Annotated in this window: 19 protein-coding genes; all 19 read left to right on the top strand. The window is 71.0% G+C overall.

Annotation, left to right across the window (positions count from 1 at the left end; all coding sequences use genetic code 11):
* The first annotated feature begins 14 nt into the window (after positions 1-14).
* The 19 genes from ribD (at position 15) to IT355_07180 (ending at position 15,743) form a co-directional block, all read left to right on the top strand.
* Positions 15-1,118, top strand: coding sequence for a bifunctional diaminohydroxyphosphoribosylaminopyrimidine deaminase/5-amino-6-(5-phosphoribosylamino)uracil reductase RibD (gene ribD / locus IT355_07270; protein MCC7053053.1), 1,104 nt, complete (start codon positions 15-17; stop codon positions 1,116-1,118).
* Entirely contained in the window at positions 1,099-1,770 is a 672-nt protein-coding gene (locus IT355_07265) for a riboflavin synthase (protein ID MCC7053052.1), read from the top strand. The genes ribD and IT355_07265 overlap by 20 nt, the downstream gene beginning before the upstream one ends.
* Before the next feature lie 8 nt (positions 1,771-1,778).
* On the top strand, positions 1,779-2,996 hold the full coding sequence (locus tag IT355_07260; protein ID MCC7053051.1) for a bifunctional 3,4-dihydroxy-2-butanone-4-phosphate synthase/GTP cyclohydrolase II: 1,218 nt from the start codon (positions 1,779-1,781) through the stop codon (positions 2,994-2,996).
* Positions 2,989-3,492, top strand: coding sequence for a 6,7-dimethyl-8-ribityllumazine synthase (locus tag IT355_07255; protein ID MCC7053050.1), 504 nt, complete (start codon positions 2,989-2,991; stop codon positions 3,490-3,492). Before IT355_07260 ends, IT355_07255 begins: the two co-directional genes overlap by 8 nt.
* Positions 3,473-3,895: a transcription antitermination factor NusB gene (gene nusB, locus IT355_07250; GenBank protein ID MCC7053049.1), complete on the top strand. Its 423-nt coding sequence runs from the start codon at positions 3,473-3,475 to the stop codon at positions 3,893-3,895. The genes IT355_07255 and nusB overlap by 20 nt, the downstream gene beginning before the upstream one ends.
* A gap of 3 nt (positions 3,896-3,898) precedes the next feature.
* Positions 3,899-5,050 (top strand): glycosyltransferase family 4 protein, encoded by a 1,152-nt coding sequence (locus tag IT355_07245; GenBank protein ID MCC7053048.1) that lies wholly within the window; start codon positions 3,899-3,901, stop codon positions 5,048-5,050.
* On the top strand, positions 5,010-5,330 hold the full coding sequence (locus IT355_07240) for an HPF/RaiA family ribosome-associated protein (GenBank protein MCC7053047.1): 321 nt from the start codon (positions 5,010-5,012) through the stop codon (positions 5,328-5,330). The genes IT355_07245 and IT355_07240 overlap by 41 nt, the downstream gene beginning before the upstream one ends.
* Positions 5,327-6,334, top strand: coding sequence for an HPr(Ser) kinase/phosphatase (gene hprK, locus IT355_07235; GenBank protein MCC7053046.1), 1,008 nt, complete (start codon positions 5,327-5,329; stop codon positions 6,332-6,334). The genes IT355_07240 and hprK overlap by 4 nt, the downstream gene beginning before the upstream one ends.
* A 57-nt stretch (positions 6,335-6,391) precedes the next feature.
* The gene (locus IT355_07230; protein ID MCC7053045.1) at positions 6,392-6,793 is read left to right on the top strand and encodes a hypothetical protein; all 402 of its coding nucleotides are present in this window, start codon (positions 6,392-6,394) and stop codon (positions 6,791-6,793) included.
* Complete coding sequence (locus tag IT355_07225) at positions 6,783-7,274, top strand: PTS sugar transporter subunit IIB (protein MCC7053044.1); 492 nt, start codon at positions 6,783-6,785, stop codon at positions 7,272-7,274. Before IT355_07230 ends, IT355_07225 begins: the two co-directional genes overlap by 11 nt.
* A 2-nt stretch (positions 7,275-7,276) precedes the next feature.
* On the top strand, positions 7,277-7,963 hold the full coding sequence (locus IT355_07220; GenBank protein ID MCC7053043.1) for a PTS sugar transporter subunit IIC: 687 nt from the start codon (positions 7,277-7,279) through the stop codon (positions 7,961-7,963).
* Positions 7,960-8,760 (top strand): PTS system mannose/fructose/sorbose family transporter subunit IID, encoded by an 801-nt coding sequence (locus tag IT355_07215; protein ID MCC7053042.1) that lies wholly within the window; start codon positions 7,960-7,962, stop codon positions 8,758-8,760. Before IT355_07220 ends, IT355_07215 begins: the two co-directional genes overlap by 4 nt.
* Positions 8,753-9,019, top strand: a complete 267-nt coding sequence (locus tag IT355_07210; protein ID MCC7053041.1) for an HPr family phosphocarrier protein — start codon at positions 8,753-8,755, stop codon at positions 9,017-9,019. The genes IT355_07215 and IT355_07210 overlap by 8 nt, the downstream gene beginning before the upstream one ends.
* The gene (gene ptsP, locus IT355_07205) at positions 9,019-10,818 is read left to right on the top strand and encodes a phosphoenolpyruvate--protein phosphotransferase (protein ID MCC7053040.1); all 1,800 of its coding nucleotides are present in this window, start codon (positions 9,019-9,021) and stop codon (positions 10,816-10,818) included. The genes IT355_07210 and ptsP overlap by 1 nt, the downstream gene beginning before the upstream one ends.
* A 41-nt stretch (positions 10,819-10,859) precedes the next feature.
* Entirely contained in the window at positions 10,860-12,053 is a 1,194-nt protein-coding gene (locus IT355_07200) for a methionine adenosyltransferase (protein MCC7053039.1), read from the top strand.
* Positions 12,054-12,145: 92 nt separating this feature from the next.
* Positions 12,146-12,667 carry a bifunctional nuclease family protein gene (locus IT355_07195; GenBank protein ID MCC7053038.1) on the top strand — a complete coding sequence of 174 codons (522 nt, stop codon included), beginning with the start codon at positions 12,146-12,148 and terminating at the stop codon, positions 12,665-12,667.
* A 19-nt stretch (positions 12,668-12,686) separates the two neighbouring features.
* On the top strand, positions 12,687-13,904 hold the full coding sequence (locus IT355_07190) for a hypothetical protein (GenBank protein MCC7053037.1): 1,218 nt from the start codon (positions 12,687-12,689) through the stop codon (positions 13,902-13,904).
* Between the two features lie 52 nt (positions 13,905-13,956).
* On the top strand, positions 13,957-14,949 hold the full coding sequence (locus tag IT355_07185; GenBank protein ID MCC7053036.1) for an iron ABC transporter permease: 993 nt from the start codon (positions 13,957-13,959) through the stop codon (positions 14,947-14,949).
* Positions 14,946-15,743, top strand: a complete 798-nt coding sequence (locus IT355_07180; GenBank protein ID MCC7053035.1) for an ABC transporter ATP-binding protein — start codon at positions 14,946-14,948, stop codon at positions 15,741-15,743. The genes IT355_07185 and IT355_07180 overlap by 4 nt, the downstream gene beginning before the upstream one ends.
* The last annotated feature ends 4 nt before the right edge of the window (positions 15,744-15,747 follow it).

Here is a 15,747-nt window from a genome sequence, read left to right as displayed (position 1 = left end):
ACGATGTCGCCGCGGTGAGCGCCTTCTCCACCGACGATCGCCGCTTCATGCGGCGGGCGCTGGGTGTGGCGCTCCGCGGCCGTGGCACGACGGCGCCGAACCCCATGGTCGGCGCCGTCGTCGTTCGCGAGGGTCGCGTCGTGGGCGAGGGCCACACGCAGCCGCCCGGAGGTGCGCATGCCGAGATCATGGCGCTGGCCGCCGCCGGCGAGGCGGCCCGCGGTGCCACGGTGTACGTCACACTCGAACCCTGCAACGGCACCGGGCGCACGCCGCCCTGTGTCGATGCGCTGCTCGCGGCCGGGGTGGCACGCGTCGTCTACGCGGCCACCGACCCGAATCCGGCGATGCAGGGCGGGGCGGAGCGCCTCGCCACCGCCGGCGTGCGGGCCGAGGGCGGACTCGAGGCCCAGGCGGCGCTGGACCAGAACCCCGCCTTCTTCCACCGCTTCGCCAGTGGCCGTCCGTTCGTGACACTGAAGCTGGCGCTCAGCCTCGACGGCGCCATCGCGGGCGCCGACCGCAGCCGGACGTGGCTCACCGGACCGGCGGCGCGGCGCGAGGTGCACCGGCAGCGACGCGACCACGCGGCGGTGGCGGTTGGCGTGGGCACCGCGATCGCGGACGACCCGCTGCTGACCGTGCGTGGCCTGCCCACGCCACAGGGCGCGCCGGTGCGGGTGATCTTCGACCGGCATGGCCGGCTGCCCTGCACGGGCGCGCTGGTCCGCAGCGCCCGGGAGATCCCGGTGATCGTCGCCTGCCTGCCGGGCTCGTCGCCGGCGCTGTCGGCCCTCGCCGAGGCCGGCGTCTCCCTGCTGCCGGCCCCCGACCTTCCGTCGCAGCTCGCGGCGCTGCGGGCGGCCGGGGTGGAGTCGATCTACTGCGAGGGTGGTGCGGCGCTCGCCGACGCCCTCCTGGCCGATGGGCTGGTGGACCGGCTGGTTATCTTCACAGCCCCGGTCCTGCTGGGCGCCGATGCCGTGCGCCCCCTGCAGGCCGGCGTCCACATCCCCCAGGACGCAACCGTGCGACACCGTCTGGTCGCGCAACGCCGTTTCGGGGACGATCTCATGGCCATCTACGACCTCAGCCGCAGTGTTCACCGGACTCGTTGACGACATCGGCGTCATCGAGCAGGTCCGCGCCACCGACGCCGGACGCGAGTTTCGCGTGCAGTGCCGCTACGACGACCTGCTGGATGGGGAGAGCATCGCGCTCGACGGCACCTGCCTCACCGTGCGCGAGCACGGCGCGGGCTGGTTCACCGTCGCGGCCGTGGTCACCACGCTCGAGCGCACCGCGCTCGGTGGCTGGGATGCCGGGCGACGGGTGAACCTCGAGCGTGCGATGCGCCCCACCGACCGCCTGGGCGGGCATCTCGTCCAGGGGCACGTCGATGCCGTCGGCAGGGTCACCTCGGTGGCGCGGCAGGGCGATGCCTGGATCATCCTCGTGCAGGTGCCGCCGGCCGTGGCGGCGTTGCTGGTGCCGCAGGGGTCGATCTGCGTCGATGGCGTCAGCCTCACCGTGAACGCCCTCCCCGAACCCGGGATCCTCGGGCTCTCGATCATCGACTACACCTGGACGCACACGACCCTCGCCGACCGGCACTGCGGCGACGCGGTGCACCTCGAGTGCGACGTCATCGGCAAGTTCGTCCAGCACCTCCTCACGCCGTACCTCCAGGCGCTGCCGCACTCCGGCTCGGCGCTGCCACCACAGATGCTCGGCACCGCCCTCGGGCTGTTCCGCGGCATGGGTCACTAGAGAACGCCATGCCATTCGGCACCATTGCACAAGCCATCGAGGACCTGCGGCAGGGCAAGGTCATCGTCGTCGCCGATGACGAGGACCGCGAGAACGAGGGAGACCTCATCTGCGCCGCCGAGATGATCACCCCCGAGGTCATCAACTTCATGCTGCAGGCGAAGGGGATGATCTGCCTCGCGATGACCCCCGAGCGCGTGCAGCAGCTCGAGCTCGGGCCGCAGGGCCGCGAGAACACCGACGCCTTCCGGACCGCATTCACGGTGAGCATCGACGCCGACGAGCGGTTCGGCGTGACCACCGGCATCAGCGCGAAGGACCGCGCGCAGACCATCCGCGTGGCCGTCGACCCGCGGACGCAGCCGTCGGACCTGCGCCGGCCCGGGCACATCCACCCGCTCCGCGCGCGCGAGGGCGGGGTGCTCAAGCGCGTCGGGCACACCGAGGCCGCGGTGGACCTGGCGCGCATGGCGGGCCTCACGCCGGCCGGCGTGATCTGCGAGATCCTCAACGACGACGGCACGACCGCCAAGCGTGACCAGCTCTCCACTTTCGCGACGCGGCACGGGCTGACCTTCATCACCGTCGCCCAGCTCGTCGCACACCGGCTGCAGACCGAGCGGCTGGTGCACCGCGTGGCGAGTGCCCGCCTCCCCACCGAGTTCGGCGAGTTCCGCATCGTCGGGTTCCGCAACGACATCGACAACGCGGAGCACGTGGCGCTGGTGTACGGCGACCTGGCCGACGGCGAGGACGTGCTGGTGCGCATGCACTCGAAGTGCCTCACCGGGGACACCTTCCACTCGCTGCGCTGCGACTGCGGCTGGCAGCTCGAGACCACGATGGAGATGGTCGTGCACGAGGGGCGCGGCGTGATCGTGTACCTCGACCAGGAGGGCCGCGGCATCGGCCTGCTCAACAAGCTGCGGGCCTACGAACTGCAGGACGCGGGGGCGGACACCGTCGAGGCCAATGAGCGGCTCGGCTTCGGGCCGGACCTGCGCAACTACGGTGTCGGGGCGCAGATCCTCCTCGACCTCGGCATCCACTCGATCCGCGTGATCACGAACAACCCGAAGAAGATCGTCGGGCTCGAGGGCTACGGCCTCCGGGTCGCCGGCCAGGTCGCACTCGAGGCGCCGCTCAACACGGAGAACTCGCAGTACCTCAAGGTCAAGCGCGCCAAGCTCGGTCACCTGCCATTCAGCGCCACGCCCAATGCCTGAGTTCATCGGATCCCCGGACGGCACCGGCCGCCGCGTGGCGGTGGTCGTGAGCCGCTTCAACGAGACCGTCACGCAGGCGCTGGGGGAGGGCGCGGTCGGCACGCTCGTCGAGTGCGGCGTGTCGTTCGACGACATCGACGTGGTGGTGGTGCCGGGCGCGTGGGAACTGCCCACCGCGACGCGGGCACTGCTCGGCACCGCACGCTACGACTGCTGCGTGGTGGTCGGTGCCGTGGTGCGGGGCGGGACGCCGCACTTCGAGTACGTCGCCGGCGAGGTGTCGCGCGCGATGATGCAGCTCGGCGCCGACTTCGAGGTGCCGATCGGCTTCGGGCTGCTCACCACCGACAACATGGCGCAGGCCGAGGCGCGCGCCGGTGGTGAGCACGGGAACAAGGGCCGTGACGCCGCACTGGCGGCGCTCGAGATGGCCGACCTGCTGTCGCGCCTCGATGCACTCGAACCCGGGGAGCTCGATGGCGAAGCCCAGGCTTGAGACGCGTGCGCGATCGCGCGCGCTCCAGGCCCTCTATGCGTGGGATGTGCGGGGCCGGGTGCAGCCGCTCGGCACCGTGGCCCGCACGGTGTGGGACGACATCGGCATCCCGCGCGACGAGCGGATGTTCGCGTCGGTGATCGTCGCCGCGGTCGAGCGCGACATCGCCGCGATCGACGCGGACCTGGAGTCCATCACCACCAACTGGCGGATCGACCGCCTCGGCGCAGTGGAGCGTTGCGTGCTCCGGATCGCCGCCGGTGAGTTGCGGCAGATGGACACACCGGCCAAGGTGGTGCTGCAGGAGGCGGTCCGTCTCGCCGAGCGCTTCGGCTCGGAGCAGAGCGCGAAGTTCGTCAACGGCGTGCTCGATGCGCTGGCGCGCCGCCTCGACAAGCTCTGACCGGTGCGCATTCTCGTCATCAACTGGCTCGACCGCGAGAATCCGCAGGCCGGCGGCGCCGAGACGCACCTGCACGAGATCTACGGCCGCCTGGCGCAGCGCGGCCACGACGTCACGCTGCTGTGCAGCGGCTGGGAGGGTTGCGCGCGGGAGGCCACGCTGGACGGCATGAAGGTCCACCGCGCCGGCGGGCGCTGGACCTTCGCGCTGCACGTGGTGGGCGCCTACCGGGCGCTCCGCCGCGCGGGGGCGTTCGACGTGGTGGTCGAGGACATCAACAAGCTGCCGCTGTTCAGCCCGGTGTGGGTGCGGGAGCCGGTGGACGTGGTGGTGCCGCACCTGTTCGGCTGGACCGCGTTCCGCGAGGCCGGGTGGGCGGTGGCAGGCACGGTGGTGGCCGCCGAGCGGGCGATCCCGCTGGTCTACCGCCGGTGCGACTTCACGGCCATCAGCGAGAGCACGCGGAGCGATCTGCTGGCCCGGGGGGTACCAGTGGAACGGACCCGGGTGATCTACTGCGGGATCGACAGCCAGGCGTTCACGCCGGCGCCGGCCGAGCGGTCGGCGACCCCCGTGATCGCGTACGTCGGCCGGTTGCGGCGGTACAAGGGTGTCGAGCTCATCCTGCAGGCGGTCGCCCGGATGCAGGATCGTACGACAGCGGTCGAGATTGCAGGCACGGGGGACGATCGTCCCCGGTTGGAGGCCCTCGCGGCGTCGCTTGACCTCGGACGACGCGTGCGGTTTCTTGGATTCGTGAGTGAGGCGGAGAAGTCCGCCTTGCTCCGTCGAGCGTGGATCGTGAGCCTCACCTCCCCGAAGGAGGGGTGGGGTATCACGAACCTGGAGGCGGCGGCGTGCGGGACGCCAGTGGTGGCGTCCGACTCCCCGGGCCTGCGCGAATCAGTGCTGGATGGACGGACCGGATTCCTCGTGCCCCACGGCGATGTCGCAGCGCTCGCCGGGGCGTTCGATCGAATCATCGCCGATCCGGCACTGGTCACCCGACTCGGGACGGCCGGACGAGCTTTCGCTGAGTCCTTCACCTGGGAGTCCGCGGCCGATCACACCGAGGCGCACCTGCGTCAGCAGGTGCGCGAAGGAGGACACGCTGGTGGAGATCATTTTTCACGCGCATCATGCCACGATCCCTGAGCCCCTGCGTGGACGCGCTGAGCGCGCGGTCCTGAAGTTCGGGCGCCGCCTGCAGCGTGCGGTCGACGCTGTCGTGCGATTCGAGGACGACGGGCCGACGCGCCGGGTCGAGATCGTGCTCCATGCACCGAAGCAGCGCAACCTCGTGGCCGAGGGACGCTCCCGCTCCTACGCCGCCGCGCTGACCGACGCCCTCACCCGATTGCAGGCGCAGATCCCGAAGAAGAACCCGGCGCGGACGCGCGCCCGCGTCACGGCCCTGGCAACGCGGAGCGCGTGACGGCGACCCTGTCGGTGAGCCGGCTCTTCGACCGGCTGAAAGACATTCTGGAGTTGGAACCCATCGGCGAGGCCATTGGCCTCGACCGGCCAGTGACGAGCCCGGAGGTGTCCAGCCCCGGGCTCGTTCTGGCTGGGTACACCGAGCGATTCGTCCCCGACCGCTGCCAGATCATCGGGGAGACGGAGATCACCTACGTCTCCTCCCTCGAGGAGGCGCGCCGCCTCGACGTGCTGCGCGCCTTCTTCCGCCTGCCATTCCCCTGCTGCTTCATCACGAAGGGACTCACGCTGAGCGAGGAGTTCCTCCGCGAGGCCGCGGCCGCCGGCATGCCGCTCTTCCGCTCCCCGCTGAAGACCAACGAGTTCTATCATCGCATCAAGCCGGCGATGGAGGAGGAGTTCGCCCCGCGCACCACCCTCCACGGCTCGCTGGCCGACGTGTACGGAGTCGGCCTGCTCCTGATCGGGCAGAGCGGCATCGGCAAGTCGGAGTGCGTGCTCGACCTGGTCGAGCGCGGGCACCGCATGGTCGCCGACGACATGGTGATCGTGCTCAAGCGCGGCAACGACGTGCTGATCGGCAAGGGCCACGAGCTGCAGCGCCACCACATGGAGATCCGCGGCGTCGGCCTGGTGGACATCCCGGCGCTCTTCGGCATCCGCGCCGTGCGCCAGCAGAAGCGCATCGAGGTGGCGGTGGAGCTGGAGCTCTGGCACGGTGATGCACACCTGGACCGCACGGGCCTCGACCTCGAGACCACCGACATCCTCGGCGTCCCGATCCCGCGCATCCGGGTGCCGCTCAACCCGGGCAAGAACATCACCGTCATCCTCGAGGTGCTGGCGATGAACCACCTCCTGCGCTACGCTGGCGTGAATCCCGCCGAGCAATTCAATGAACGCCTCATCGCCCGCATGCGCCGCAGCGCCGACGCACGGGAACCGCGCCTCACCCCGCGTGATGTCGAGGTGCGCCGCTACCTGCAGGAAGACAATGAGTGACGCGGCAACTGCGCGGCTCGCTCCCGGGAGGGGCAACCACCGTGGGGACTGCCGGGCATGACTGACACCGAGGGACGGGCGACGGCGCTCGTGATCGGCCACAAGGACTTTGCCGCCGGACTGGTGTCGGCGGTGACGGCCATCACCGGACGCGCCGACCTCTTTCGCACCGTGAGCAACTACGGCCTCGACACCCGCGCCATGGAGGACCTCGTGCGCGCCGCGATCGCCGATGGCGTGACCGTGATCTTCTCCGACCTCCCCGCGGGTTCCACCACCATGGCGGCGCGTCGCGCGCAGCGCGATCACCCCCAGGTGACCGTGGTCACGGGCGTGAGCCTCCCGGTGCTGATCGACTATGCCTTTGCCGCCGCCGATGCACCGCACGCCGCCGATGCGGCCGTCGAGAAGGGGCGGGCGGCCATGATCGTCACCCGAGGCACCCCCCGTGCCGATTGAGCTGCACCGCATAGACGATCGCCTCATCCACGGCCAGGTGGTCGTGGGCTGGGGACAGCCGCTGGAGCTGCGGTTCCTGGTGCTGGTGGACGACGAGGTCGCTGCCAGCGAATGGGAGCAGGAGCTCTACCGCATGGGCGTCCCGCCGGACATGCGCGTGGAATTCGTGAGCGTGGCGCAGGCCGTCGAGCGATACCCGGCGTTCGCCGCTGACCCGAAGCCGGGCATGCTGCTCACCGGCGACATCGACACCATGGCGCGCCTGTGTGCCGCGATCCCTGCCATGCGCCGCGTGAACCTCGGCGGCGTGCACCACCGTGCCGGCCGCACGCAGCGGTTGCGCTACGTGTTCCTGACTGCGGCCGAGGAATCGGAGCTCCGGGCCATGGCGGACAGCGGCGTCGAGATATCGGCACAGGACCTGCCCGCGGCGCGCGTCGTGCCGCTCGAGCAGATCCTGACGGGTGAGGCCACCACGTGATCGTGGACGTGCTCGTGCTGGGCATGCTCGGCGCCATCCTCGGGCTGGATGTCGTGAGCTTCCCGCAGGCGCAGCTCTCGCGCCCGATCGTGGCGGCCACGCTCGGCGGCGCGTTCATGGGCGACGCAGGAGTCGGCATGATCTGCGGGGTGCTGCTCGAGCTCTTCGCACACGAAACGCTGCCGTTCGGCGCGTCGCGCTATCCCGAATGGGGCTCGTCGTCACCGGTGGCCGGTGCGGCGGCGGCGGTCGGCGCCTCGGTGGGCGGCATGCCGATGGCGCTGCTCTTCGCCGTGCCCTTCGGCCTGCTCACGGCCTACGTCGGCGGCTGGTCGATGGTGCAGCTGCGCCACCTCAACGCACGCCTCGCGCGGCGGCGCCTCGAGGCGCTCGCGCGCGGCTCGGCGCGGACCGTGGCGGGCCTGCAGGTGGCCGGCGCGACCGCCGACCTCGCGCGTGCCGGCCTGATTGCCCTCGGCGCCGCCAGCATCGCGTTGCCCGGCGTCCGCTGGATCGCCGTCCAGCCCGCGCCGCTCGCGCCCTACGCCATGCCGATGCTGGCGGCGCTCGGCGGTGCCGTCGCGGCGGGGGCCGCGTGGAAGATGTTCCACTCCACGGCTGGCACCCGCTGGTTCGGCATCGCCGGGCTGGTGCTCGGTGTGGGGCTCGTGATCGCCCTGACACCATGAGCAGCGCCGTGACCCCGGTGCCCACCACGGCGACGCAGGCGCCCACACTGCCGCTCGTCACGCGCGCGGTGATCGCCAGCCGCCTCTTCGCCGTGCAGGCCTCGTGGAACTACGAGATCCTGATCGGCAACGGGATCGGCTTCTGTGTCGAGCCGGCGCTGCGGTTGTTGCCTGGCGGGCAGGGCGGGGCGGAGTACCGCGCGGCGCTGGCACGGCAGAGCCAGTACTTCAACGCGCATCCGTACCTGAGCAGCTTCGCCGTCGGGGCGCTCGCACGGGCCGAGCTCGAGGGGCAGCCGGCCGCGCGCATCGAGCGATTCCGCACGGCGCTCTGCGGACCGCTGGGCAGCGTCGGGGACCGACTCGTGTGGGTCGGTCTGCTGCCGACCTGTTCCTTCGCTGCGCTGGCACTGTTCGGCCTCGGTGCGCCGACCCTCGCCTGCGTGCTGCTCTTCCTCCTGTTGTACAATGCGGGGCACGTGGCACTGCGGCTGTGGGGCCTGCAGATGGGCTGGGAGAAGGGCCTGTCGGTGGCGAGTGCGCTGGGCCACCCCATCCTGCGCGAGGGGCCGGTGTGGCTGGCGCGCGCCGGCACCTTCCTCGCCGGGGTCGCCGTGCCGCTCACGATCATGCGTCTCGTCGACGGCGGCGGGCTCGCCCGTTCCGGGATCACGTTCGCCACGGCCGCGGCCGGGGCTGGCACGCTGGTGTTGTTCCACGGTCGCGTCGAAGGATGGCGCCTTGCCCTCGTCGCCGGGTTCGCGGCGCTTGTCCTCTTCCTTCTCCGTCATGCCTGAGCGCACAGTCGAGATCCTGAATCGCAACGGGTTGCACGCCAGGCCGGCGGCCGAGGTCGTGAAGACCGCGGCCCGGTTCCAGTCGGCGATCACCATCGTGCGCGATGATGTCGAGGTGAACGGCAAGAGCATCATGGGTGTCATGATGCTCGCGGCGGAGTGCGGGGCCTGCATCACCATCCGCGCCGATGGCGCGGATGCGGATGCCGCGCTCGAGGCGCTGTCGGCCCTGGTGGCTGGACGCTTCGGGGAACACTGATGGAACGCATGCTGCGCGGGTTGCCCGCCTCGCCGGGCATCATCGCCGGACCGGTGCACCTGCTGCGCTGGGAAGTGCCTGACGTGCCGGCGCGCACCGTCACCGAGGCCGAGGTCCCGCATGAACTGACCCGCTTCCGCGATGCCGTGTCGCGCGCGCAGGACCGGCTGCGCCACGTGCGCGACCGCGCCGCGCACCATGCGGGCGCCGAGGAGTCGATGATCTTCGAGGTGCAGATCTCGATGCTCGACGACCGCGCGCTGAACTCGGAGGTCGAGGGCTTCATCCTCGAGCGCCGGGCCGCGGAGCATGCCTTCGACCTCGTGATGCTGGAGTGGCGCCGGCGCTTCGGGCGGGCGCAGGCCCCGATGCTGCGCGAGCGCGTCGGCGACCTGATGGACCTGCACATCCGCGTGCTCGGCATCCTGCTGTCGCTGCCGGACACCGATCCGGTGGACCTGCCGAAGGGCAGCAACGCGGTGCTCGTCACGCACGACCTCACGCCGTCGCTGACCGTGCAGCTCGATCGCGAGGCGATCGCCGCGCTCGCCACCGACGAGGGTACCAGCACCAGCCACGTGGCGATCCTGGCGCGGTCGCTCGGGCTGCCGGCCGTGGTCGGGTTGCGCGACGCGACGTCACGCCTGAAGGGCACCGATCGCGTCGTCCTCGACGGCACCACCGGCGTGCTGATCGTCAACCCGACCGACGAGGAGATCGCGCAGGCGCGCCTGCGTGCGGAGCAGGCGGCGCTCCTCGAGGAGAGCCTGCGCTCGCAGGCCAACGTGCCGGCGCAGCTGCGCGGCGGCGAACGGATCTACCTCCGCGCGAACGTCGACCTGCCGGAGGAGTCCGACCTGGCCGCCCGCAGTGGCGCCGATGGCGTGGGGCTCATGCGCACGGAGTTCGTGGTGCTGGGACGCACCGCGATGCCGGACGAGGACGAGCAGTACCGCGCCTATCGCCGGGTGGTGGACGCATTCGCCGGCAAGCCGGTGGTGATCCGCACCTTCGACATCGGCGGGGACAAGCTCCCGGTGGGAGGCTTCCCCAGTGAGGCCAACCCCTTCCTCGGCTGGCGCGCGATCCGGATGTGCCTGGACCAGCCCGACCTCTTCCTCGTCCAGCTCCGGGCGCTGCTGCGGGCGGCCGCGCACGGCGACGTGCGGATACTGCTCCCGCTGGTGGTCAGCGTGGACGAGGTCCGCCGGACCCGGGCCCTCATCGCCGAGGCCGCCCGGACGCTGAACGAGCGCGGCGCCGTCTTCCGCGACCGGGTCCAGGTGGGGGTGATGATCGAGACGCCGGCGGCGGCGGTGGCCGCCGACACCTTCGTCAACGATGCAGACTTCTTCAGCATCGGGACGAACGACCTGGTGCAGTACACCCTGGCGGTGGACCGGGGGAACGTGAACCTGGCGGCCCGCTTCACCCCGCTGCACCCGGCGGTGCTGCGGCTGATCCGGCAGACGGTGGACGCGGGGCGGCGCCGGGGGCTGGAAGTGGCGGTCTGCGGGGAGATGGGCTCCCACCCCCTGACCGCATTTGTGCTAGTTGGGCTGGGTATTCGTCATCTCAGTGTTGCCCCTCGGGCGGTGCCGTTGATGAAGCGGATGCTCCGGAGTGTATCGGCCGAATCCGCCCGGGATGCGGCCGAGGCGGCGCTGAACAGTTCGACGGCCGCGGAGGCCGAGCGGATCGTCCGGCGCCTGCTCCAGGCCGCTGCTTTTGACCTGTCGCCGGTCGAACTCGGGTTGCTCGCGTCGGACAGCGGGGATATTTTGGGATACGCCGTCTGACATATAAACATTTCCTTATACCTTCTTGAACCCAAAGGGCCGTGGCTGAACGCAATCTTTTCACTTCCGAGTCGGTTACCGAGGGGCATCCCGACAAGGTGGCCGACGCCATCTCCGATGCCGTGCTCGACGCCATCCTGGCCAAGGATGAGAAGGCGCGCGTCGCCTGCGAGACGCTGGTGACCACTGGCCTGGCGGTCGTCGCCGGCGAGATCACCACGTCGGCGTGGGTCGACATCCCGTCGCTCGTGCGTCGCACCATCAACGCCATCGGCTACGACGATCCGGAGTTCGGCATCGACGGCCGCACCTGCGCCGTGATGAGCACGATCGACAAGCAGTCGCCCGACATCTCGCAGGGCGTCGACACCGGCGGTGCCGGCGACCAGGGCATGATGTTCGGCTACGCCACGGACGAGACCGACGAGCTGATGCCGATGCCGATCACGCTCGCGCACCGCATCACCGCCCGCCTGGCCGAGCTCCGCAAGTCGAAGGCGATCAAGTGGCTGCGCCCCGACGCGAAGAGTCAGGTCACCGTCGCCTACGACGACAAGGGCCGCCCGATCGCCGTCGACACGGTCGTCGTCTCCACGCAGCATGCCCCGGATGTGTCGCAGCGCACGATCCGCGACACGGTCATCGAGCAGGTCATCATGCCCTGCCTGCCCGCCGAGCTGGCGCAGAAGAAGATCACGTTCCACATCAACCCGACCGGCAACTTCGTGATCGGCGGCCCGCAGGGTGACTGCGGCCTCACCGGCCGCAAGATCATCGTCGACACCTACGGCGGCATGGGCCGTCACGGTGGCGGCGCCTTCAGCGGCAAGGATCCGTCGAAGGTCGATCGCAGCGCCTGCTACGCCGCGCGCTGGGTGGCGAAGAACATCGTCAAGGCTGGCCTCGCCCGCCGCTGCGAAGTTCAGGTGGCATACGCCATCGGTGTCGTCGAGCCGGTGTCGATCCGCGTCGAGACCTTCGGCACGGGTGTCGTGCCGGATGCCGAGATCACGCGCGCCGTCCGCGAGGTCTTCGACCTCACGCCGAAGGGCATCATCACGTCGCTCGACCTGCGCAAGCCGATCTATTCGGCCACCACCGCGTACGGCCACTTCGGCCGCACGCCGTCGCAGGTGCGCCACGTGGACGTGACGACCGGCAAGCCGTCCCGCCTGTACAACACGTTCACCTGGGAGCGGACGAACCGCGCCCGGGACCTCAAGGCCGCGATCTGATCTGAGGTGCAGTCCGGACAGCCCACGCGTGGCACCACCCGGTGCGGCGCGTGGGCTGTTCCCGTGTGACCCCGTCCCAGTAGCTTCCGGGCATGATCGAGATGCGGGTCGCGCGACTGGGTGTGGACAGCGTCGCCAGCACGTACGTGCTGGTGCTGCGCGAGCTGCACGGCACCCGCGTGCTGCCGATCTGGATCGGGCAGCCCGAGGCGGAAGCCATCGTCATGGAACTGCAGTCGGTGACCCGCGACCGGCCGCTCACCCACGACCTCATCAAGCAGGTCATCCTCGGCCTCGGCGCCACCGTGCGGCGCGTCGTCATCAGCCGCGTGGAGCACGGGACGTACTTCGCGGAGCTCCAGCTCCAGCATGGTGAGTCGATCATCTCGATCGATGCCCGGCCGAGCGACTCGGTCGCCATTGCCTTGCGCACCGGTGCCGCCATCTTTGCCGCAGACGACCTGCTCATCGTGCACGACGGCGACGAGCAGTCCATCGTACCGCCGCCGATCCCCGGTGGGGATCGATCCACCGGCATGGACATGAGCCCGGATGAACTCAAGGCATACCTTCAGCGACTGCGACCGGAAGATCTTGGCAAGTTCATGCCCTGACGGCCGGCCGTGGCGCAGCGTGCTGGCACCGGTGCTGACGCTGCTGCTGCTGCTGGCAGCGCCTGCGGGCGCCCAGGCGCCACCGCCCGCCGTTCCGGCGGATTCGCTGCCGGCCGACACCGCTGCGGCGGCGGGCGCCGCCAATGGCGTCCGGACCGTCGAGGGGCGCGTGGTCCGCCCCGGTGCCGAGGCCTTCGAGCCGGTCATCGGGACGTGGGTCACCCTCCATCGCGTCGGGCAGGACCGCGCCGGCCCCCTCGACTCGATGCGCACGACCAGCGACGGCGCGTACCGCTTCTCCTACCGGCAGACCGGTGCCCCCGACGCGATCTACTTCGTCTCGGCCAGCTACGCCGGCATCGCCTACTTCTCCTCGGGGCTGTCGCAGCCGCAGGTCTCCGGGCCCGATGCCGAGATCCAGGTCTTCGACACCACCTCGTCGGGCATCCGGCTCACGGTCCGCGGCCGCCACATCATCCTCTCGGCCAGCACCGGCGGCACCCGTCGCGCGCTGATCGAGGTGTTCGAGATCACCAACGACTCGAGCCGCACGCTGATCGGCCGCTCCGACAAGACGCCGACGTTCCGCGTGCGCATCCCGCAGGGCGCCCAGGACTTCAAGGTCGCGCAGGGTGACGTGCCGGCCGATGCGGTGACGTTCTCCGAGGGCGAGGTGCTGGTGCAGATGCCGTTCGCACCCGGCCTCAAGCGTCTCTCGTTCTCGTACTCGGTGGACGCCGACGCCTTCCCGCTCAAGGTGCCGGTGCAGTTCGCGACCGGCGTGCTCGAGGTGCTGGCGGAGGATCCGCAGGCCACCGTCACCGCGCCGCGCACCAGCGAGACGGCGCCGGCATCGCTCGACGGCCGGAACTTCCGACGCTTCCTCGGCAATGACGTGCCGGCGGAGGGGGTGCTGGAGATCACGCTGCCCGGCAGTGCGCAGGCGCAGAAGACGCGGATCGTGCTGTCACTGGTGGCCGCCATCGCGCTCGCGATGCTGGTGTCGCTGGCGCGCGCCTTCGGGCGACGCACTGCACCACGCACGCCGGGCGTGGCGTCGGCGGTGGCCGCCGATCGCGAGGCGGAACGGCTCGCGCGCCAGATCGCCGACCTCGATGCGAAGTTCGAGCGCGCACGCGACCCGGACGACGCCGCGCGCGCGGAATACGCCCAGCGCCGGCAGTCGCTGAAGAGCGCGCTCACCGAGGCGCTGATCAGTCGCGACGCGGCGCGCTGATGGGCCGCGCGGCAGCGGGCGGCGGTGCCGGCGCGTCCGGCAGGCGCTGACGATGGCGGCACCGCACCGCCGGCCGGCGGTGCTCTGGGCCGGAACCGTGATCGCACTCGTCCTGCTGGTGATCGCGAGCCTGGCGATCGGCGCGGTGCCGCTGGACCCCGGCGCGGCGCTGCATGCACTGGCGGGGCAGGGCGATGCACTCGCCGTGACCATCGTGCGCGAGCTGCGGCTGCCACGCGTTGCCCTCGCCATCCTCGTCGGCTGCGCGCTGGGCAGCAGTGGCTCGGCGTTGCAGGGCACGCTCCGCAATCCGCTCGCCGAGCCGTACCTGCTGGGTGTGTCCGGAGGCGCGGCACTGGGCGGCGTGGTCGCGATGATCCTTGGCGTGGTTGACGGGGCACTGCTGCCGCTGGCGGCCTTCGCCGGCGCCATCGCGGCGGTGCTGGTGGTGCTCGGGCTGGCCCGCGCGGCGGGAGGCGCGCGCGACTCCCGCACGCTGCTGATGGCGGGCGTGGTGATCGGCGCCTTCGCGAACGCCGCGATCCTCGTCCTGCTCGCGGACCAGCCGCCGGACAAGGTGCGGGGCGCCCTGTTCTGGATGGCCGGCAGCCTGGGCGATGCCTCGTGGACGCGCGTGGCCTGGCTCGCGGCCTATGTCCTCGTCGGCGTCGGTCTGCTCGTCGCACGCGCACGGGTGCTGGATGTCCTGTCCCTCGGCGAGGAATCCGCTGCGGCACTCGGTGCCGACGTCGGCGCGGCCACGCGGCAGGTCTTCCTCCTGAGCGCGCTCCTTGCCGCTGCCAGCGTGTCTGCAGCCGGGTTGATCGGGTTCGTGGGGCTCGTGGTGCCGAATGTCGTGCGCGCCTTCGGCGTCGTGCGCCACCGCCCGCTCATCGTGTCGTCCGCGCTCGCCGGCGCGGCCCTCGTGCTGTTGTCGGACCTGCTGGCACGCACGCTGCGGGCGCCGATCGAGCTGCCGATCGGCGCGATCACGGCGCTGGTGGGCGTGCCGGTGTTCCTCTCGCGGTTGCGGAGGGTGCGGTGACCGCCGCCACTCCACTCCGTTTCGATGGCGTCACGCTCGCGTACGCCCCGACCGCGACGCCGGTGGTGAAGGCTGTGTCGTTCCTCGCCGCGCCCGGCAGCATCACGGCAGTCGTCGGGCCGAACGGCAGCGGCAAGAGCTCGCTGGTGCGTGGCGTGCTCGGGCTGATGCCGCAGCGGTCGGGGCGCATCATGGTTGGCGACACCGACCTCCTCCACGCCTCCCCGCGCGAGGTGAGCCGCCTGGTGGCGGTGATGCCCCAGCGCGAGTCGCTGGCGTTCCCGATGCTGGTACGGGACTACGTGGCGCTCGGACGGTCACCGTTCCTTGGCGTGTGGGATGCCCCCGCGGCGCGGGACGATGCCATCGTGCAGGCGGCCATGGAACGCGCCAACGTCGTCGCGTTCGCGTCGCGGCGGACGGATGAACTGTCCGGCGGTGAGTGGCAGCGCGTGCGGCTGGCGCGCACCATGGCACAAGACACTCCGGTCCTGCTGCTCGACGAACCGACGACCTTCCTCGACGTCGCGCACGAGATGGCCACGTTCGAGACGCTCTCGCGGGAGGCCCGCGCGGGGCGGACGGTCGTGCTGGTGAGCCACACGCTCACGCTGGTCGCACGCTTCGCCGACGTGCTGATCCTGATGCACGACGGACGGGTGGCGGCGGCGGGCACACCGCGCGACGTGATGCAGGCGTCGGTGCTGGAGGCGGTGTACGGCTGGCCGCTCGTGGTGTCGCACGATCCCGCCGTCGGCGCTCCCACGCTGGTCCCGCTGCGACGCCCCGGGTGAGCCC

Source organism: Gemmatimonadaceae bacterium (assembly GCA_020851035.1).
Lineage (GTDB): Bacteria > Gemmatimonadota > Gemmatimonadetes > Gemmatimonadales > Gemmatimonadaceae > JACMLX01.
The sequence above is the reverse complement of the archived record's forward strand: the minus strand, read 5'-3'. Positions and strand labels throughout refer to the sequence as shown.